A 17,643-nucleotide genomic window follows, 5' to 3' on the forward strand; every position below is an offset into this window, starting at 1 on the left:
TCCCAAGGCAGATGCCTGCAATGGCTGCCGCGACGGCGCGGCGCTCGACTTCGATTTTGCCATGGCGTTCCAGCCGATCATGGACCTCGAGACGGGCACGCCCTTCGCCTACGAGGCGCTGGTGCGAGGGCCGAACGGGGAGGGTGCGCTCAGCGTCCTGTCGCAGGTGAACGGCACGAACCGCTATGCCTTCGACCAGCGGTGCCGGGTGAAGGCGATCGAGACGGCGGCCAAGGCGGGGTTGCTCGACGGGCCGGCGCGGTTGTCGATCAACTTCCTGCCCAACGCGGTCTATTCGCCCGCCGCCTGCATCCAGTTGACGCTGAAGACGGCGCGGGCGATCGATTTTCCCACCGATCGGCTGATCTTCGAGTTCACCGAGAACGAGGAGATGGTCGATCCGGCGCATGTCGCCAACATCATCGCCACCTACCAGAAGATGGGGTTCGGCACCGCGCTCGACGATTTCGGGGCGGGCCACGCCGGGCTGAACCTGCTGGCGCGGTTCCAGCCGGATATCATCAAGCTGGACATGGAGCTGATCCGGGGGGTCGATTCGAGCCTGCCGCGCCGGCTGATCGTGGACGGTGTGACGAGGATGGCGACCGCGCTTGGCGTGACGGTCATCGCCGAGGGGATCGAGACCGAGGCCGAGCTGGATGCGCTGCGAGCGATCGGCGTGCGCTACGTTCAGGGCTATTATTTCGCACGACCGGCGTTCGAGAGGCTGCCGGCGGTGACGATGCAGGCGGCGCGCCCGGTGCTGGCGCAGGGGGCGGCATAGCCCTACGCGTCGATCGCGTCCTCCTCGACCTGCGCGGCATTGGCCTGAATGAAGGCGAAGCGGTGCTCGGGGTGTTTGCCCATCAGCCGCTCGACCAGATCGCGGACGCTGGCACGCTCCTCATATTCCTGCGGCAGCGTCACGCGCAGCATGCCGCGCGTCTTCGGGTCCATCGTGGTTTCGCGCAACTGCTGCGGGTTCATCTCGCCAAGGCCCTTGAAGCGGCTGACCTCCACCTTCTTGCCCTTGAAGGTGGTGCGCTCCAGTTGCTTGCGGTGAGCGTCGTCGCGCGCATAGGCGCTCTTGGCGCCGGCCACGAGGCGGTAGAGCGGCGGCTGGGCGAGGTAGAGGTGGCCGCGCTTCACCAGTTCCGGCATCTCCTGGAAGAAGAACGTCATCAGCAGCGTGGCGATATGTGCGCCGTCCACGTCGGCGTCGGTCATGATGACGACACGCTCGTAGCGCAGGTTGTCGGGGATGCAGCGATCCCGCGTGCCGCAGCCGAGCGCCTGGATCAGGTCGGCGATCTCGCTGTTGCCCGCGATCTTCGCCGCGTTCGCCGAGGCGACGTTGAGGATCTTGCCACGGATCGGAAGGATCGCCTGCGTCTTGCGGTCACGTGCCTGCTTGGCCGACCCACCGGCGCTGTCGCCCTCGACGATAAAGATTTCAGTGCCCTTGGGGTCGTCGTTCGCACAATCCGTGAGCTTGCCGGGCAGGCGCAGCTTGCGTGCGGAGGTCGCGGTCTTGCGCTTAACCTCGCGCTCCGCCTTGCGCCGCAGCCGTTCGTCCATCCGGTCGAGGACGTAGCCGAGCAATGCCTTCCCGCGATCCATGTTGTCGCTGAGGAAATGGTCGAAATAATCGCGCACGGCCTTCTCGACGAGTGCGGCCGCTTCCGGGCTGGTGAGGCGGTCCTTCGTCTGGCTCTGGAACTGCGGATCGCGGATGAAAACGGAGAGCATCAACTCGCTGCCGGTCATCACATCCTCCGGTGCCAGATCCTTCGCCTTCTTCTGCCCGATCAGGTCGGCGAATCCGCGCAGCCCCTTCACGATCGCGCCGCGCAGGCCGTGTTCGTGGGTGCCGCCATCCGGGGTGGGGATGGTGTTGCAGTAATAGCTGTAGCTGCCGTCCGACCACAGGGGCCACGCCACCGCCCACTCGACCGAACCCTGGCCGTTCGGGAAATCCTGCCGGCCGGAAAAGAAATCGGCAGTGGCGCATTCGCGCGCGCCTACCTGTTCGCGCAGATGATCGGAAAGGCCGCCGGGGAACTGGAACACCGCCTCGGCCGGCGTATCGTCGCCGATGACCGAGGGGTCGCAGCGCCAGCGGATCTCCACTCCGGCGTACAGATAGGCCTTGGAGCGGGCGAGGCGGTAGAGCCGGCCCGGCTTGAAGTGCGCGGCCGTGCCGAAGATCTCGATATCGGGGGTAAAGGCCACGCTGGTGCCGCGCCGGTTGGGCGCGGGGCCGATCTTTTCCAGCGGCGCGGTCGGATGCCCCCTGGCGAAAGTCTGGCGATACAGTTCCTTGCCGCGCGCTACCTCGATCACCGTATCCGATGAGAGCGCGTTGACCACGCTGACGCCGACGCCGTGCAGGCCGCCCGACGTGGCGTAGGCCTTGTCGCTGAACTTGCCGCCCGAGTGCAGCGTGGTGAGGATCACCTCCAGCGCGGACTTGCCGGGATATTTGGGATGCGGATCGACCGGAATGCCGCGGCCGTTGTCGACGATCGTCAGCCGGTCGCCCGCGCCGAGCGTCACGTCGATGCGGCTGGCATGGCCCGCGACCGCCTCGTCCATCGCATTGTCCAGCACCTCGGCGGCGAGATGGTGGTAGGCGCGCTCGTCCACGCCGCCGATGTACATGCCCGGGCGACGGCGCACCGGCTCCAGCCCCTCGAGCACCTCGATCGAGGAGGCGTCATAGGTGCCGGAAACGGGCGAAGGGCCGGATGCGAAGAGATCGTCTGCCATGGAACACCTATAGAACGCAGCCGGGGCGGCGACCAGAGCGACGCGAGGTCAGTCGAGCCGCACGCGGGGAATCTGGCCGGGCGGGTAGTGCAGATAAGCGGGGTCGAAGTCGCCTATTTCACGCAACCGATCCCACTCCACGATGGAGACGGTGCGGTTGTCGCTGCGGATGATGCCCTCGGCATGCAGCTCGCGCAGGCGGCGGTTGACGTGGATCGGGGTGAGGCCGGTCGCGTCGGCCAGTTCCACCTGCGTCATCGGCAGTATGAAGCCGCCGCCGCTGGTGAGGCCGGCGTCGGTGAGCCGCAGGGCGAATTCGCAGAGCATATGGGCAATCCGGCTGCGCGCGTCGCGGCGACCGTTGTTGAGCAACCACTCGCGAAAAATGGACCCGTCCAGCAGCGTCTCGATCCACATCGCGCGGCCCACCGCCGGTCGGTCGAACGCCAGCGCGGATATCGCCTCACGCGGGATGTAGGCGACCGAGCCGCGCGTGAGCATCTGCACGCTGTGATCGGCGAAGTGCAGCATCGAATTGTGCAGATCGACCATGTCGCCCGGAATGTGGATCGACAGGATCTGTCGTGCCGCGCGCCCGGTCTTCTTGCTGCGACAGGCGAAACCGGTCAGCAACAGGCAACTGTGCGTCGCCCGGTCACCCTGCCGGATGATGAACGAGCGCGCGTCGAGATCCTCCAGCCGGTGCGGCAGCGCGACGATCGCGGCCTCGTCTTCCGGCGAGAGCGGATAGAGTTTGGCGAGCTTGCGGATAAGCAGCCCGAAAACATCCTCGCCTGACATCGTATTGATTTCCCCACAAAAAACGGGGGGCGGCCGTTGCCTCCCCCCGCGTCGAACCCTCTTAGCGAACGCGCGGCCCGCCGAACGGCAGCGGCGGTGGTGGCCGGCGATCGCGGCGCGGCAGTTGCGCCTGGTAGGCGACAGAGCAATGATCGAGGCAATAAGGGAAGCCGGGGTTGTTCGGCTGCCCGCAGAAATGGAAGTCCGGCTCGCCCGGATGGCCGAGCGGCCATTTGCAGATCTTGTCGTTGAGTTCCAGCAGGCTTGTCTTGCCCGCCATCTCGGCGGAAGGCTTGGCCGGCACCAGCCGGCGGGGCGGGGCGGGGGTGGCCGGCGGATGCTGGTCGCCCGGCCCCTGGCGCTGGAAGCCGCCCGGGCCGATCGACCGCACCATCTGCTGCGGCGGCGCCGGAGGGGGCGGTAGCGTGGTGACGATCGGCGGCTGCTCCGTGATGGTGACGGGGGCGACGGGCGTGGCGACTGCCGGCTCGGCTTCCTCTTCCTCGACGGCGGGCGCTACCGGCGCGGGTGCCGGCTTTGCCGCTACGGGTGCCTCGACCGGCTCGGCCGGGGCCGGGGCGGGTGCCTCGGCTGCGACCGGCGTTTCGGCGCTGCGCACGGGGGACGGGCGCGACTGCAGGCCCAGGCGATGCGCCTTGCCGATCACCGCGTTGCGGCTGACGCCGCCGAGTTCCTCGGCGATCTGGCTGGCCGTCATCCCCTGCTCCCACAGCCGCCTCAGCTGCTCGATGCGTTCGTCGGTCCAGGTCATACGTCTTCCCAAGCTACGGGCCCAAGAGATCGGGCCGCGTCGGCGGCGCCGCTTGCGGCCCCGGCCGGCAGGCGATAGGCGATGAGCCTATGACCGACCAGCCATCGAACAGAGTGCTTCCCACCCCCGGCGTGCCGGTGATCCCAATGGTCAACTGGGGCGGAATGCGCGCGCTCTATGTGAAGGAGGTGCGCCGTTTCTTCAAGGTGCAGCTTCAGACGATCTGGGCGCCGGCGATCACCACCCTGCTTTTCCTCGTGATCTTCACGGTGGCGCTGGGCGGCGGCGGGCGCGTGGTGATGGGCGAGCCGTTCGCCAACTTCATCGCCCCCGGCCTGATCGTGATGGGCATGATGCAGAACGCGTTCGCCAACGCCAGCTTCTCGTTCCTGTCCGGCAAGATCCAGGGGACGATCATCGACTATCTGATGCCGCCGCTCTCCACTGCGGAACTGCTCGTCGCGCTGGTGGGCGCCTCGGTCACGCGGGCGGTTCTGGTGGGCTGCGCTGTGTGGCTCGCGATGTGCTTCTGGCCGGGGGTGAGCGTGCTGCCCCAGCATTTCTGGGCGGTCGCGTGGTTCGGCCTGATGGGCTCGGCGATGCTGGCGCTGCTGGGCGTGCTGACCTCGATCTGGGCGGACAAGTTCGATCATGCGGCGGCGGTGACCAACTTCGTCGTGCAGCCGCTGTCGCTGCTGTCGGGCACTTTCTATTCGGTCGACCGGCTGCACGGGGTGTTCCACACGATCAGCCACGCCAACCCGTTCTTCTACGTGATCTCGGGCTTTCGCTACGGCTTCCTCGGTGTCTCGGACTCGCCGCTGCTGGTCGGTTCGATCCTGCTGCTCGTGGTGAACGTCGCGCTGGCGGCGGTCTGCTACGCCGCGATCGAGCGGGGGTGGAAGCTGAAGGCGTGAGGCGAGAACGGCGACCCCTTCATCATTAATCGCGCGCGGGGTTGTTCCCCGCGCGACGCGCTTCTAAAGGAGCGACTCGATCAGGCGGCCGGCACGGGTCGCCTTTTTGCGTTTCCGGAGTTTCCCCGACGTTCTTTGCCCCGAAGGAGTCCGCACGATGACCATCACGCCGCTCATGCCCGTCTATCCGCGGTGCGGCGTGCGTCCGGTGCGCGGCGAGGGGTGCCATCTGGTCAGCGAGGACGGCCGGCGTTTCCTGGATTTCGCCAGCGGCATCGCGGTGAACATCCTCGGTCACGGCCATCCGGTGCTGACGAAGGCGATCCAGGATCAGGCCGCCACGCTCGTCCACGTCTCCAACCTGTACGGCAGCCCGCAGGGCGAGGCGCTGGCGCAGCGGCTGGTGGATGCCACCTTCGCCGACACGGTGTTCTTCACCAACTCCGGCGCCGAGGCGGTGGAGTGCGCGATTAAGACGGCGCGGCGCTATCACTTCGCCAACGGCCAGCCGCAGCGGCACAAGCTGATCTCGTTCAACAACGCCTTCCACGGGCGGACGCTGGGGACGATCTCGGCGACCAACCAGCCCAAGATGCGCGACGGGTTCGAGCCGCTGCTGCCCGGGTTCGAGGTGGTGCCGTTCAACGAACTTGCCGCCGCCGAGGCCGCGATCGACGACAGCACCGCCGGTTTCCTTGTCGAGCCGATTCAGGGCGAGGGCGGGGTGACGCCGGCCACTACCGAGTTCCTCACCGGCCTGCGCCGGCTGGCGGACGAACACGGCCTGCTGTTGATCCTCGACGAGGTGCAGTGCGGCTATGCCCGGACCGGCACCTTCTTCGCGCACGAACAATACGGCATCGTGCCGGACATCATGGCGGTGGCCAAGGGCATCGGCGGTGGCTTTCCGCTCGGCGCGTGCCTTGCCACCGAAGAGGCGGCCAAGGGCATGGTGCCGGGCACGCACGGTTCCACCTACGGCGGCAACCCGCTGGCGATGGCGGCGGCCTCCGCGATCATGGACGTGGTGGTCAACGATGCCTTCCTCGACGGGGTGAAGGCCAAGGGCACGCGGCTGCGGCAGGCGCTGGAGCAGCTGATCCCCAACCACGACGGCCTGTTCCACAGCGTGCGGGGCATGGGCCTGATGCTGGGGCTGAAGCTGACCGACAAGGTGGAGGCACGCGATTTCGTGGCGCACCTGCGCGACAATCACGGGCTGCTGACGGTGGGCGCCGGCGAGAACGTCGTCCGCATCCTCCCGCCGCTGGTGATCGAGGACGCGCACATCGCCGAGTTCGTCGAGAAGCTGTCGGCCGCCGCACGGGATTACGGAGCGGCGGCATGAGCCGGCACTTCCTCGATCTGGTCGATGCCGGCGGCGACGGTATCGCCGCGATGCTGGCCGACGCGCTCGACCGCAAGCAGGCGCGTGCTGGCTGGCCGAAGGGGCGCCCGGATGCCGATGCGCCGCTGGCCGGGCACACGCTGGCGATGATCTTCGAGAAGAACAGCACGCGCACCCGTGTGTCGTTCGACATGGCGATGCGCCAGCTTGGCGGCACCACGATCGTGATGGACGCCGGCTCGATGCAGCTGGGCCGGGGCGAATCGGTGGCGGATACGGCGCGGGTGCTGTCGCGCTACGTCGATGCGATCATGATCCGCACCGACGACCACGCCAAGGTGGAGGAGATGGCGCGGCATGCCACCGTGCCCGTCATCAACGGCCTGACCGATCATTCGCACCCGTGCCAGATCATGGCCGACATGCTGACCGTGCTCGACCGCAAGGCAAAGCTGGCCGGCACGACGTGGGCGTGGCTGGGCGACGGCAACAACGTGCTCCACTCCATCATCGAGGCGGGCAGCCTGCTGCACTTCGACGTGCGCATCGCCTGCCCCGAGGGATATGAGCCGGACCCCGCCCTGCTGGCGGCGGCGCACGACCGTCTGGGCGACTCGGCGGCGCGCATCGCGATCACGCGCGATCCACTGGCGGCGGTGGCGGGGGCCGACGTGGTCGTTACCGATACGTGGATCTCGATGGGGCAGGATCATGCCGAGGCGAAGCTGGCGGCGATGATGCCGTTTCAGGTGACCCCGGCGGTGATGGCGGCGGCGGCACCCGACGCCACCTTCCTCCACTGCCTGCCCGCGCATCGTGGCGAGGAAGTGACGGACGCGGTGATCGACGGCGCGCAGTCGGCGATCTGGGACGAGGCCGAGAACCGCCTGCACGCGCAGAAGGCGGTGCTGCTCTGGTGCTTCGGCCTGGTGGGGTAACACCCCGCAGGCCATCGCCTGCTTGTCATTCGCGCTCCTGCTCCCGACATAGTTCGCTGAACGAGCCGGCCCTGCCGGCGCCAGGCGGGATACGGAAGTTGGCGAGCATACGACCAGACGGCGACGGCGCGGGCCGGGCCTTGAGCGTTTCGGGGACGATCGACACGGTATTGGGCTTCACCATCCCCTCGCGCCACGCGCGCGGACGGCTGGTGCGGCTGGGGCCGGTGCTTGATTCCATCCTCGCCGCGCATGATTATCCCCCCGCGATCGGCCAGTTGCTGGCCGAGGCGCTGACCCTCACCGCGCTGCTCGGCTCCACCCTCAAGCACAAGGAGGGCCAGCTTACCGTGCAGGCGCAGACCGAGGGCGGCGTGGTGGACCTGCTGGTGTGCGACTATCGCGGTGGCGAGATGCGCGGCTACGTGCGCCACGATCCGGTCCGGCTGGCCGAGATGCCGGTCACGCCCTCGCTCTTCGCGCTGTTCGGCAAGGGCTATCTGGCGATCACCTTCGATCAGGCGGTGTCTGGCGAACGCTATCAGGGCATCGTGCCGCTCGAGGGCGGATCGCTGGCGGAGGCGGCGGAAAGCTATTTCAGCCAGTCCGAACAGATACCCAGCCTGGTGCGGCTGGCATCCGTCGCGAAGGGGCCGGAGGGACATATCGCCGGCGGCCTGATGCTCCAGCATCTGCCGGAGGGCGAGGAGGGGCGTGAGCGGCTGCACACCCGGCTCGATCACCCGGAGTGGGAGCAGGTCCATGCGCTCGCCAGCACGATCACGCCGGGCGAACTGACCGATTCGTCGTTGAAGCTGGAGCAGATCGCGTGGCGGCTGTTCAACGAGGCGGACGAGGTGCGCGTGCTGCCGGGCGTGTCGCTGTCGCGCGGGTGTCGCTGCAACCCGGTGCACACGCGCGACGTGATCGCCCGCTTCCCGGCGGACGAGCAGCGCGCCATGGCGGACGAGGACGGGCTGATCCACGTCGATTGCGAATTCTGTTCACGCCGTTTCTCGATCGCGCTGGCGGATATTCTCGTCGAGTAACGTCTTCGTCGTGCGATCCGACGGCTTCGTCTTGTCGGCGGCGGGCCGGTGATGACCGTCACAGGCGCATGACAGCCATTCGACTATGCCCCCTGTATCCGGCGAGCGCGTCGCGGCGGATCGGCCACGGGCTGGTCCGGGCGTCGCCGGCGATCGGCGCCCTCCCCGTCGGGGCGGGCGCTTCGCAGGAGGAATGCCATGTCGATCACCCGCGCGCTGTGCCTCATCCCGCTTCTGTTCGCCGTCGCATCGGTGGCGCACGCCCAGCCGGTGCTGAACGCGATGACGGCGATCACCCCCGGCCAGTGGCAGCTTCAGGTGCCCGGGGAGCCGGCGCGCACGATGTGCGTGGCCAATCCGGAGGCGCTGTTCCAGATCCGCCACCGGGCCGGCGCCTGTACGCGGCTGGTGATCGCCGACGAGAAGGCGAGCGCCACGATGCATTACAGCTGCCCCGGCACGGGCTGGGGCCGCACCACCGTGCGCGTCTCCACCCCGGCCTCCGTCCGCATCGCCACGCAGGGCATCGCCGACAATGCCCCGTTCGACTTTACCGCGCAGGCCCGCCGCATCGGCGATTGCCCGGCCCGCAGTGCAAGCCGTTAAGCAGCGGTTTAGATAAAGGCGCCTATGCCGGCATTCGTGGTGCCGGTTCGGCGCGACGTCCTCCCTAGCAGGCTGAAATGCCTATACTGGGCCGTCCGATAAAACGGGCGGCCCGTATTTTATCGGCGGTCGTCGGCACCGATTGCGGCACGCGCACTTTCGCCGCGGCGGGAAATCCGGTAGCCGCCGTGCCATGCAGATACCCCAGGACGAAGGAAAGCGCGGCGCGGTGGTGCTGCTCTCGGGCGGGCTCGACTCGATGGTGGCGGCCGGCATCGCGCGCGAGCGCGGCTTTGCCGTCGAGGCGCTGACGATCAACTACAACCAGCGCCATCTGGTCGAGCTGGCGGCAGCGCGGCGGATCGCCTCGGCACTGCCGGCGCGGCGCCATATCGTCATGCCGCTCGATCTCACGCTGTTCGGTGGCTCCTCGCTCACCAGCGACGCCCCGGTGCCCAAAAGCGGGGTGGGGGAGAGCATCCCTTCCACCTACGTGCCCGCGCGCAATACGATCTTCCTGTCGCTGGCGCTCGGTTTCGCCGAGGCGACGGGCGCGCGCGATATCTTCATCGGGGTGAACGCGCTCGATTACTCGGGCTATCCCGACTGCCGGCCGGAGTTCGTCGAGGCGTTTCAGGCGCTGGCGGACGTCGCCACCAAGGCGGGGGTGGAGGGCGATCGCTTCACCATCCACACGCCGCTGCTGGCGATGACGAAGGCCGATATCGCGCGCGAGGCGGCCCGGCTGGGCATGGACGCGGGGATGAGTTGGTCCTGCTACGATCCCGCGCCCGGCGCGTTGCATTGCGGCCTGTGCGACAGCTGCCGGCTGCGCGCGAAGGGCTATATCGAGGCCGGGCTGCCGGACCCGACCCGTTATGCGGTGGTGCCCTGATGGCGGGCTATGCCGTCAAGGAGATGTTCCTGACGTTGCAGGGCGAGGGGATGAACGCCGGCCGCCGCGCGCTGTTCATCCGCTTTACCGGCTGCAATCTGTGGTCCGGCCGCGAAGCGGATCGCGCCACGGCCGACTGTCGTTTCTGCGATACCGATTTCGTCGGCTTCTCGGGCGATCATGGCGGGCGCTATGCCGATGCGGCGGCGCTGGTGGAACGGGCCGCGACCATGTGGGCCGAGGGGCTCGAGGACGACAGCGGCCGCGGCTTCGTGGTGCTGACCGGCGGCGAGCCGCTGTTGCAAGTGGATGCCGCGCTGACCGTCGCGCTGGCGGCGCGCGGGTTCGAGATTGCGGTCGAGACGAACGGCACGCAGCCCCGCCCGCCCGGGGTGGACTGGCTGTGCGTCAGCCCCAAGGCCGGCACCGAGGTGGTGCTGCGGGCCGGTGACGAACTGAAGATCGTGTGGCCGCAGCCGGGGCTGGACTACAAGGCGATGGAGTCGTGGGACTTCACCCATCATCTTGTCTCGCCGATGGACGGCACCTCGCACGCCGATACCCAGACGGCGGCGATCAGGTTCGTGATCGGCCACCCGCGCTGGCGATTGTCCACCCAGACGCACAAGACGCTGGGCCTGCGCTGAGGCAGGCCCGGCGGGGCGGGGTGTCAGTCAGGCAGCGGTCAGGCCGTGCCGCCGCAGGCCTTGCGAAGACGATCCTTCTTGTCCCAGCATTTCGCGTCGAGTGAGGGGAGTTGCATGTTCGTCTGGATGTAGGAGAGCCGCAGCGCATAGAGGCCGTCGCCGGCGGGTACGAGGCTGTTGCGGAATTCGCGCATCCGCGTTTCGGCGGTGGTGTGCAGATCGCCCTTGCGGCGGTCGAGCGCGTCGCGACCGATCGAGCCGGCCGTCTCGCAGAAGCCCATCTGGGCATAGAGCGTCGAGAAGCCGTTGTAGGTGCGCGTGGTGTATTGATCGAGCGCGGTCTGCCACGCCTTGCCGCCGGTGCGCTTGAAGTAGCCGCTGATCGACTGGTAGGCGCCGTTCAGCTCCTCGCCGTGCTGACGCAGGATCTCGTTATAGTTGCGCACCGTCATCAGCGCGGGCGCGAACTGGCATTGCAGCGCGGCGACGTTGAGGCCGGCGCGCATGTTCCACAGCAGATGCGCCGCGGTTTCCTTCGCGGTCGCCTTGGGCATCGGCAGGCCGAGGCCCGGCTCGTCGCCCTTCACCGGCGTGCCGGTGAAGACGGGGGGGCGCCAGAACAGATAGGCGGCAGCCTCCGCGCTGAAGCTGGTGCCCAGGCTCAACAACGCCGTAGCGGCAATCAGCCGACGCGAACGAAACGACATATCCACACTCCCCGAACCGGCCCGAACAACGGGACCGGCCTGTCCCCCGGCCCTGATGCAGTGACCGGCGGGATGCTACCGGCCATCCGCGCGGTGCCCCGCTTATGCCGCAAGCGCCGCCCGCGATGCAACCGAATCGACCGCATCCCTGCGGATATGCGGCGATCGGAGTAACCATTCGGCAAAGGGTGGAATCGAAAGGGCCGCCCGATTGCCCGGGCGGCCCTCCGCAATACGAAAGGAATACGCCGGTCGGCGTATTACATCGCGTTGCCCATGCTGGTGTTGTCCATCATGTTGGACTCCATGGCGTTGCCCATCGCCATCGAGTTGTCGCCCATCATGTTGGCGTCCGCACCCATCGTCGCATCGACGGCGGTCACGTCGTTCATCGAACCCTCCATGGCGGGCTCCATGCTGTTCATCTCCATGGAGTTGGTCTCCACGGTGTTCGTCTCGCTGCTGCCGCACGCGGACACGAGCAGAGCCGCACCCGCGACCATCACGGCGGTCATCGTCTTGGAAAAAGTACCACGCATATCAGACTCCCTAGATAGTCGATCTGGGTCGGCTCTCGACGGCCCGAGTATCCAGAACGCGACGGACATTTCCCATAAAACGCCGTCTTCCTCAAGGCTTCTCGGTGCACTGCATCAAAGAAGCGGTGAAGGCGGGCAGATTTGCGTGCAATGCGGCATCGACTGCCGCCATGTCCGCCGGATGGCCGAGCGCGGAAAGGCTGGTGACGGCAAAGTCGGGCAGGCCGCACGGCACGATGCCGCCGAAGTGCGACAGGTCGGGTGAGACGTTCAGCGCGAATCCGTGTAGCGTAACCCAACGGCGCACGCGTACCCCGATCGCGCCGATCTTCGCCTCCGCCGCCCCGTGGCCCACCCAGATGCCGACACGCCCCTCCTCGGAACGCGCCGCGATCCCGAGTTCGCCCAGCGTGGCGATCACCCAGCCTTCGAGCGCATGGACGAAGCGACGCACGTCGCGCCCGCGCTTTTCCAGATCCAGCAGCACGTAGCCGACGCGCTGGCCCGGCCCGTGGTAAGTATAGCGCCCGCCGCGCCCGGCGCGATAGACCGGGAAGCGGGTGGGGGAGAGCAGTTCGCCCGCCACCGCGCTGGTGCCGGCGGTGTAGAGCGGCGGATGCTCGAGCAGCCAGATCAGTTCGCCCGCGGTGCCCTCGCGGATGGCGGCGGCGCGCGCCTCCATTTCGGCCAGCGCCTCGGGGTAGGGCGTGAGCCCGGCCGAGACGCGCCATTCTATCCCGTCGTAATCACTGCCGTTCATGCCGCCTGATGACGCGGGCGGACCCTGCGATCAAGCCGCCATCGCGATTGCGCGGCCGGCCCGACGCGGCCTACAAGCGCGCCGAACGGAGAATAAATGGCGTCCATATCGATTTCCGCCGCATGGGAAGAGGCCAATGCGCTCGCGCGGCGCGAGGCGGGTCTGCTGGCGCCGGTCGCGCTCGCGCTGATCGTGCTGCCGACGGTGCTGATGGACCAGTTGCGCCCCGTGGCGACGGCCGGGGCGGCGGCGACGGGAGTCGATCCGGGCGTGCTCGCCAATCCGGTCAGCCTGCTGGCCACGTTGTTCGCCTCGCTCGTCATCTCGCTGCTGGCGTTGGGGCGGGGGATCAGCGTCGGCGAGGCGTTCCGCGCTGCTGCACGGCGGCTGGCGGTTGCGGTGGGCGCGTCGGTGTTGCTGGGCCTTGGCTTCGCCATGCTGGCGCTGCCGGCGATGCCGCTGCTGGTGGGGGGCGAGGCGGCGGTGCAGAAACTCAATCCCGCGCTCGCCCTGTTGCTGCTGCTCTATTGTATCGCCGTCATGATCGCGCTGCTGTTCATGCTGGTAAGGCTGCTGCTGCTCAACACCGTGGCGGCGGCCGAGCCGCTGGGGGTGATCGCCACGGTGAGGCGATCGTGGGCGCTGACCCAGGGGATGTTCTGGCGGCTGCTGGGAGTGATCGCGGCGTTCTTCGCCGCCAGCGTCGTCGCCAGCGTGGCGGTGGTGGCGGCGGGCGGCACGGTGCTGCTGGGTCTGGGCCGGCTGCTCGGCGATCCGGATCTCGGGCGGTTGCTGCTGTCCATCCTCGCGGCCACGGTGAACGCGGGCTTCGTGACGTGGCTCTATTTGATGCTCGCCTGTGTCTATCGTCAGCTTGTCGCCGGTCCGGCCAGAACCGGCTCGAACAGGGGGATCTGAGGCGCCGCCTCGCGCGGCAGCAGGCCGGCGAGGCGCGGATCGACGAACGTCTCGACCGTCCGCGCAACGGCACGAAACCCGCTTTTCAGGTAGAACGGCAGCGCGGCGGGGTGATCGAGCGTGCAGGTGTTCACCTGCAACCGCGTGATCCCCTTGCGCCAGCCGAGGCCCAGCGCCTGCGCCATCAGCCAGCCGCCATGCCCCTTGCCCGCCAGTTCCGGGATCAGCCCAACATAGGCGAGCGTGCAGGTGCCGGCCTCCCGGAAATCGAGTTCGAGCATCCCGATCTCGATGCCCTGCCGGTCGACCATCGCGAACACCTCCACCGCCGGATCACCGACGATCGCCAGCACTGCTGCATCGTCCATCGCCAGCCGCGAGAACCACAGCCAGCGCGTCCCGATCCGGCGGAACAGCGCGCGGTAGCGATCGGGCTGTGGCGCCGGCCAGCGGACGAGGCGGAACGGGGCGGGCGGCAGCGGGCGCGGGCGCGGCGCGGTCGTCATCTCCAGCGAGGTGACGATCGTGGCGAGCTGGCCGGGCGGCACCGGCGTCAGCGTCATGCCCGGCGTCCGCTCAGGACCATGTGGCGACGGGCGGCAGGCTCATCAGGATCGCATCGATGTTGCCGCCGGTCTTGAGGCCGAACGAGGTGCCGCGATCATAGACGAGGTTGAACTCGGCATAGCGGCCGCGATAGGCGAGCATCGTCTCGCGGTCCGCCTCGCTGGCAGCCATCCCCATTCGCCGCCGCACGATGGCGGGGAAGCTGGCGAGGAACGCCTCGCCCACCGCGCGGGTGAGCGCGAAGGTGGCATCGAACGCGGCCTCGTCGCCACATTCGAGATGGTCGTAAAAGATGCCGCCCACCCCGCGCGAGACGTTGCGGTGCGGGATCCAGAAATAGTCCTCGGCCCATTTGGCGAAGCGCGGATAGTCGCCGGGCGGGCTGTTCGCCTCGCACGCCGCTGCCAGCGCGGCGTGGAAGTCGGCGGTGTCCTCGTCATAGGGGATCGGCGGGTTCAGGTCCGCCCCGCCGCCGAACCAGCGCTTGGTGGTGGCGAGGAACCGCGTGTTCATGTGGACCGCCGGGACGTGTGGATTGGCCATGTGCGCCACCAGGCTGATGCCGGTGGCGAAGAACGCCGGGTTCTCCGCCGCGCCGTGGATCGTCTTTGCGAAGTCGCCTTGCAGCGCGCCGCCCACGGTGGAGACGTTGACGCCCCCCTTCTCGAACACGCTGCCCTTCATCAGCCCGCGCACGCCGCCGCCGCCGCTCTCAGCGTCCCCGTCAGGCGGGCGGGTCCAGGCCAGATAGTCGAAGGTCGCGTCGCTGCCGGCCTCGCGTTCGATCGCCTCGAAGGCGGCGCAGATGCGCGTGCGCAACGCCTCGAACCAGCTTCGCGCCGCCTGTTGCTGTTCGTCCATCGCGATCATGCCGGATACAGTCCCGTCTGTCTCAGTGCCTCGGCCAGCGCGATGCCAGCCGAGACGGCGACATTCAAGGAGCGCGCACCCGGCGCCAGCGGGATGCGCACGCGCACGGCGCTCGCCTCGTGCACCGCGTCCGGCACGCCGGCCCCTTCCGAACCGAACAGCAGCACGTCGTCCGCCGTGAAACGCGCGTCCGGCAGGCGGATCGCGGCGCGGGTGGTGAACAGCACGAGTCGCCCCGGCGTGGCTCCGCGAAACGCGGCCCAGTCGGCATGGCGGCGCACGTCGGCCCGGGCGCCATAATCCATCGCGGCACGCCGCAGGCCGCGCTCCGGCCGGTCCGGCGCGAAGGGGAAGCCGCACGGCTCGATCACGTCCAGCCCGACCGAGAAGCAGGCCGCGGTCCGCATGATCGTGCCGACATTGCCGGCGATATCGGGCTGATAGAGGGCGATACGCATGACGTCATAGTTATGCGAACGATTCTCAAAGTACCATATGGAACGATTACCAGTTGGCAAAACAGCGGACGCGGGGCTATCAGCGCCGCAACCGCCGGGGGTGCAAAGGCGGTGGCGTGATGTCTGGGGGTCGCCGGTAACGGAATGGCTTGGCCGGCGTCGCGCGTTTCGTGGCAGCGATAGGGTCCGGTACATGGCGACGCTCGAACAGACAGATGGTCCGGCAGACGGGCATTCGGGCGACGGCACACGCCGGCGCGACTTCATCAACATCGCGGCGGTCAGCTTTGCCGGTATCGGCGCGGCCACCGTGCTGATCCCGCTGGTCAACCAGATGAACCCTTCGGCGGACGTGCTCGCGCTCGCCTCGATCGAGGTGGATCTCGCGGCGATCAAGCCGGGGCAGGCGATCAAGACATCGTGGCGCAAGCAGCCGGTGTTCATCCGCAACCTGATGCCCAAGGAAATCGCTGAGGCCAATGCGGTCGACGCCTCCTCGTTGCGCGACCCGGCCACGCTGGCCGAGCGCACCAAGGAAGGCCACAACAACTGGCTCATCACGATGGGCGTCTGCACCCATCTGGGCTGCGTGCCGCTCGGCGCCGGCGAGGGTGAGGCGCGGGGCGACTTCGGCGGATATTTCTGCCCGTGCCATGGCTCGCACTACGATACGGCCGCGCGCATCCGCAAAGGTCCGGCACCGCTGAACCTGCACGTGCCGGACTACGCATTCAAATCCGATACCGTCGTGCAGATCGGCTGAGGGGTAACCGACGATGAGCTTTCCCTGGGCACAGCATTATGCGCCGAAACATCCCGTCATGCAGTGGCTGGATCAGCGGCTGCCGGTTCCGCGACTGGTGTACAACGCGGTGGGCGCCGGTTATCCGGTGCCGCGCAACCTGAACTATTTCTGGAACTTCGGCGTCCTCGCCGGGGCCGCGCTCGGCATCCAGATCATCACCGGCATCGTGCTGGCGATGCACTATGCCGCCAACGGCGCGATCGCGTTCGACTCCGTCGAGCAGATCATGCGTGACGTGAACTCTGGCTGGCTGCTCCGTTATGCGCACGCCAACGGGGCCAGCTTCTTCTTCATCGTCGTCTATATCCACATCTTCCGCGGGCTGTTCTACGGCTCGTACAAGGCGCCGCGCGAAATGGTGTGGCTGCTGGGCGTGGTCATCTTCCTGCTGATGATGGCGACCGCTTTCATGGGCTACGTGCTGCCGTGGGGCCAGATGAGCTTCTGGGGCGCGCAGGTCATCACCGGCTTCTTCTCGGCCATCCCGGTCGTCGGCGATCCGATCCGCATCTGGCTGCTGGGCGGCTTCGCGCCGGACAACGCCGCGCTGAACCGCTTCTTCTCGCTCCACTATCTGCTGCCGTTCGTGATCGCGGGGGTCATCATCCTCCACATCTGGGCACTGCACATCCCCGGCTCGAACAACCCGACCGGCGTGGACGTGAAGGGGCCGCAGGATACGGTGCCGTTCCACCCCTATTACACCGCCAAGGACGGCTTCGGCCTCGGCGTGTTCCTCACGCTCTTCGCGCTGGTGCTGTTCTTCGCGCCGAACGCGCTTGGCCATCCGGACAACTACATCCCCGCCAACCCGCTCTCCACCCCGGCGCACATCGTGCCCGAGTGGTACTTCCTGCCGTTCTACGCGATCCTGAAGGCGTTCACCTTCAACTTCCTGTGGATCCCGGCGAAGCTGTGGGGCGTGATGGCCATGTTCGGCTCGATCCTGCTGCTGTTCTTCTTGCCGTGGATCGATCGGTCGCCGGTGCGCTCGGCCAACTACCGGCCGAAGTACAAGTGGTTCTTCTGGATGCTCGTGGTGGACGTGCTCGTGCTGGGCTATCTCGGCCAAGCAGAGCCCACCGTGCTGGTGGTGCTCGGCAGCCAGGTGTGCGCCGCTTACTACTTCGCGCACTTCCTCATCATCCTGCCGATCATCTCGCGCATCGAGCGTCCGCTGCCGCTGCCGAATTCGATCACGGAATCCGTGCTGCATGGCGAAAAGGCTGAAGCCGCGCCGTTTGGCACGCAGACGGCCTGAGCTCAGGGGAAAGACA

At 67.7% G+C, this 17,643-nt stretch carries 20 protein-coding genes; 11 read left to right on the plus strand and 9 right to left on the minus strand.

Features of this window, described 5'->3' with window-relative positions; genetic code table 11:
• The coding region (locus tag FOY91_RS08075; protein WP_420822867.1) for an EAL domain-containing protein at positions 1 to 784 on the plus strand (784 nt) is incomplete at its 5' end.
• Between the two features lie 2 nt (positions 785 to 786).
• Here FOY91_RS08075 and parE read toward each other — a convergent pair.
• From parE to FOY91_RS08090, 3 genes are all read right to left on the minus strand, one after another.
• Positions 787 to 2,769, minus strand: a complete 1,983-nt coding sequence (gene parE, locus FOY91_RS08080) for a DNA topoisomerase IV subunit B (protein WP_145149909.1) — start codon at positions 2,767 to 2,769, stop codon at positions 787 to 789.
• A 48-nt stretch (positions 2,770 to 2,817) separates the two neighbouring features.
• A complete protein-coding gene (locus tag FOY91_RS08085; protein ID WP_145149911.1) occupies positions 2,818 to 3,570 on the minus strand; it encodes a Crp/Fnr family transcriptional regulator in 753 nt (250 codons plus the stop codon).
• 61 nt (positions 3,571 to 3,631) lie between these two features.
• Positions 3,632 to 4,342, minus strand: coding sequence for a GcrA family cell cycle regulator (locus FOY91_RS08090; protein ID WP_145149913.1), 711 nt, complete (start codon positions 4,340 to 4,342; stop codon positions 3,632 to 3,634).
• Between the two features lie 89 nt (positions 4,343 to 4,431).
• Between FOY91_RS08090 and FOY91_RS08095 the strand changes: the two genes are divergently transcribed.
• From FOY91_RS08095 to queE, 7 genes are all read left to right on the plus strand, one after another.
• Entirely contained in the window at positions 4,432 to 5,259 is an 828-nt protein-coding gene (locus tag FOY91_RS08095; protein ID WP_145149915.1) for an ABC transporter permease, read from the plus strand.
• A 157-nt stretch (positions 5,260 to 5,416) separates the two neighbouring features.
• Complete coding sequence (locus FOY91_RS08100) at positions 5,417 to 6,607, plus strand: aspartate aminotransferase family protein (RefSeq protein WP_145149917.1); 1,191 nt, start codon at positions 5,417 to 5,419, stop codon at positions 6,605 to 6,607.
• The gene (gene argF, locus FOY91_RS08105) at positions 6,604 to 7,545 is read left to right on the plus strand and encodes an ornithine carbamoyltransferase (RefSeq protein ID WP_145149919.1); all 942 of its coding nucleotides are present in this window, start codon (positions 6,604 to 6,606) and stop codon (positions 7,543 to 7,545) included. The genes FOY91_RS08100 and argF overlap by 4 nt, the downstream gene beginning before the upstream one ends.
• Before the next feature lie 140 nt (positions 7,546 to 7,685).
• Entirely contained in the window at positions 7,686 to 8,594 is a 909-nt protein-coding gene (gene hslO / locus FOY91_RS08110; RefSeq protein WP_145149921.1) for an Hsp33 family molecular chaperone HslO, read from the plus strand.
• A gap of 198 nt (positions 8,595 to 8,792) precedes the next feature.
• A complete protein-coding gene (locus FOY91_RS08115; RefSeq protein ID WP_145149923.1) occupies positions 8,793 to 9,200 on the plus strand; it encodes a DUF3617 domain-containing protein in 408 nt (135 codons plus the stop codon).
• Positions 9,201 to 9,393: 193 nt separating this feature from the next.
• A complete protein-coding gene (queC, locus tag FOY91_RS08120; protein WP_145149925.1) occupies positions 9,394 to 10,095 on the plus strand; it encodes a 7-cyano-7-deazaguanine synthase QueC in 702 nt (233 codons plus the stop codon).
• Positions 10,095 to 10,742, plus strand: coding sequence for a 7-carboxy-7-deazaguanine synthase (gene queE, locus FOY91_RS08125; RefSeq protein ID WP_145149927.1), 648 nt, complete (start codon positions 10,095 to 10,097; stop codon positions 10,740 to 10,742). The genes queC and queE overlap by 1 nt, the downstream gene beginning before the upstream one ends.
• Positions 10,743 to 10,780: 38 nt before the next feature.
• Here the strand turns inward: queE and FOY91_RS08130 are convergent, their stop codons facing one another.
• The 3 genes from FOY91_RS08130 to lipB all read right to left on the minus strand — a co-directional run bounded on the left by FOY91_RS08130 (position 10,781) and on the right by lipB (position 12,748).
• Positions 10,781 to 11,449: a hypothetical protein gene (locus tag FOY91_RS08130; RefSeq protein WP_203234527.1), complete on the minus strand. Its 669-nt coding sequence runs from the start codon at positions 11,447 to 11,449 to the stop codon at positions 10,781 to 10,783.
• 260 nt (positions 11,450 to 11,709) lie between these two features.
• On the minus strand, positions 11,710 to 11,988 hold the full coding sequence (locus tag FOY91_RS08135; protein WP_145149929.1) for a hypothetical protein: 279 nt from the start codon (positions 11,986 to 11,988) through the stop codon (positions 11,710 to 11,712).
• 91 nt (positions 11,989 to 12,079) lie between these two features.
• Complete coding sequence (gene lipB, locus FOY91_RS08140) at positions 12,080 to 12,748, minus strand: lipoyl(octanoyl) transferase LipB (protein ID WP_145149931.1); 669 nt, start codon at positions 12,746 to 12,748, stop codon at positions 12,080 to 12,082.
• A gap of 96 nt (positions 12,749 to 12,844) precedes the next feature.
• Here lipB and FOY91_RS08145 point away from each other — a divergent pair, with 96 nt between their 5' ends.
• Positions 12,845 to 13,666 carry a hypothetical protein gene (locus tag FOY91_RS08145; protein WP_145149933.1) on the plus strand — a complete coding sequence of 274 codons (822 nt, stop codon included), beginning with the start codon at positions 12,845 to 12,847 and terminating at the stop codon, positions 13,664 to 13,666.
• Here the strand turns inward: FOY91_RS08145 and FOY91_RS08150 are convergent.
• The 3 genes from FOY91_RS08150 to FOY91_RS08160 are packed head-to-tail and all read right to left on the minus strand — an operon-like array spanning position 13,618 to position 15,561.
• Complete coding sequence (locus FOY91_RS08150) at positions 13,618 to 14,229, minus strand: GNAT family N-acetyltransferase (RefSeq protein ID WP_145149934.1); 612 nt, start codon at positions 14,227 to 14,229, stop codon at positions 13,618 to 13,620. The two genes, FOY91_RS08145 and FOY91_RS08150, sit on opposite strands and share 49 nt — an antisense overlap.
• Positions 14,230 to 14,242: 13 nt before the next feature.
• Positions 14,243 to 15,103: an oxygen-dependent coproporphyrinogen oxidase gene (gene hemF, locus FOY91_RS08155; RefSeq protein WP_145149936.1), complete on the minus strand. Its 861-nt coding sequence runs from the start codon at positions 15,101 to 15,103 to the stop codon at positions 14,243 to 14,245.
• Positions 15,100 to 15,561: a tRNA (cytidine(34)-2'-O)-methyltransferase gene (locus FOY91_RS08160; protein WP_145149938.1), complete on the minus strand. Its 462-nt coding sequence runs from the start codon at positions 15,559 to 15,561 to the stop codon at positions 15,100 to 15,102. Before FOY91_RS08160 ends, hemF begins: the two co-directional genes overlap by 4 nt.
• A gap of 193 nt (positions 15,562 to 15,754) precedes the next feature.
• Between FOY91_RS08160 and petA the strand changes: the two genes are divergently transcribed.
• On the plus strand, positions 15,755 to 16,324 hold the full coding sequence (gene petA / locus FOY91_RS08165) for a ubiquinol-cytochrome c reductase iron-sulfur subunit (protein WP_145149940.1): 570 nt from the start codon (positions 15,755 to 15,757) through the stop codon (positions 16,322 to 16,324).
• A 13-nt stretch (positions 16,325 to 16,337) separates the two neighbouring features.
• Positions 16,338 to 17,627 carry a cytochrome b gene (locus tag FOY91_RS08170; RefSeq protein WP_145149942.1) on the plus strand — a complete coding sequence of 430 codons (1,290 nt, stop codon included), beginning with the start codon at positions 16,338 to 16,340 and terminating at the stop codon, positions 17,625 to 17,627.
• Positions 17,628 to 17,643 lie beyond the last annotated feature (16 nt).

Origin of the sequence: Alterirhizorhabdus solaris (assembly GCF_007785815.1) — a bacterium.
GTDB classification, from domain to species: Bacteria; Pseudomonadota; Alphaproteobacteria; order Sphingomonadales; family Sphingomonadaceae; genus Alterirhizorhabdus; species Alterirhizorhabdus solaris.

Coding starts and splice junctions, on each gene's coding strand:
- parE (WP_145149909.1), bottom strand. CDS start 2,769: ATGGCAGACGATCTCTTCGCATCCGGCCCTTCGCCCGTTTCCGGCACC.
- FOY91_RS08085 (WP_145149911.1), bottom strand. CDS start 3,570: ATGTCAGGCGAGGATGTTTTCGGGCTGCTTATCCGCAAGCTCGCCAAA.
- FOY91_RS08090 (WP_145149913.1), bottom strand. CDS start 4,342: ATGACCTGGACCGACGAACGCATCGAGCAGCTGAGGCGGCTGTGGGAG.
- FOY91_RS08095 (WP_145149915.1), top strand. CDS start 4,432: ATGACCGACCAGCCATCGAACAGAGTGCTTCCCACCCCCGGCGTGCCG.
- FOY91_RS08100 (WP_145149917.1), top strand. CDS start 5,417: ATGACCATCACGCCGCTCATGCCCGTCTATCCGCGGTGCGGCGTGCGT.
- argF (WP_145149919.1), top strand. CDS start 6,604: ATGAGCCGGCACTTCCTCGATCTGGTCGATGCCGGCGGCGACGGTATC.
- FOY91_RS08115 (WP_145149923.1), top strand. CDS start 8,793: ATGTCGATCACCCGCGCGCTGTGCCTCATCCCGCTTCTGTTCGCCGTC.
- queC (WP_145149925.1), top strand. CDS start 9,394: ATGCAGATACCCCAGGACGAAGGAAAGCGCGGCGCGGTGGTGCTGCTC.
- queE (WP_145149927.1), top strand. CDS start 10,095: ATGGCGGGCTATGCCGTCAAGGAGATGTTCCTGACGTTGCAGGGCGAG.
- FOY91_RS08130 (WP_203234527.1), bottom strand. CDS start 11,449: ATGTCGTTTCGTTCGCGTCGGCTGATTGCCGCTACGGCGTTGTTGAGC.
- FOY91_RS08135 (WP_145149929.1), bottom strand. CDS start 11,988: ATGCGTGGTACTTTTTCCAAGACGATGACCGCCGTGATGGTCGCGGGT.
- lipB (WP_145149931.1), bottom strand. CDS start 12,748: ATGAACGGCAGTGATTACGACGGGATAGAATGGCGCGTCTCGGCCGGG.
- FOY91_RS08145 (WP_145149933.1), top strand. CDS start 12,845: ATGGCGTCCATATCGATTTCCGCCGCATGGGAAGAGGCCAATGCGCTC.
- FOY91_RS08150 (WP_145149934.1), bottom strand. CDS start 14,229: ATGACGCTGACGCCGGTGCCGCCCGGCCAGCTCGCCACGATCGTCACC.
- hemF (WP_145149936.1), bottom strand. CDS start 15,103: ATGATCGCGATGGACGAACAGCAACAGGCGGCGCGAAGCTGGTTCGAG.
- FOY91_RS08160 (WP_145149938.1), bottom strand. CDS start 15,561: ATGCGTATCGCCCTCTATCAGCCCGATATCGCCGGCAATGTCGGCACG.
- petA (WP_145149940.1), top strand. CDS start 15,755: ATGGCGACGCTCGAACAGACAGATGGTCCGGCAGACGGGCATTCGGGC.
- FOY91_RS08170 (WP_145149942.1), top strand. CDS start 16,338: ATGAGCTTTCCCTGGGCACAGCATTATGCGCCGAAACATCCCGTCATG.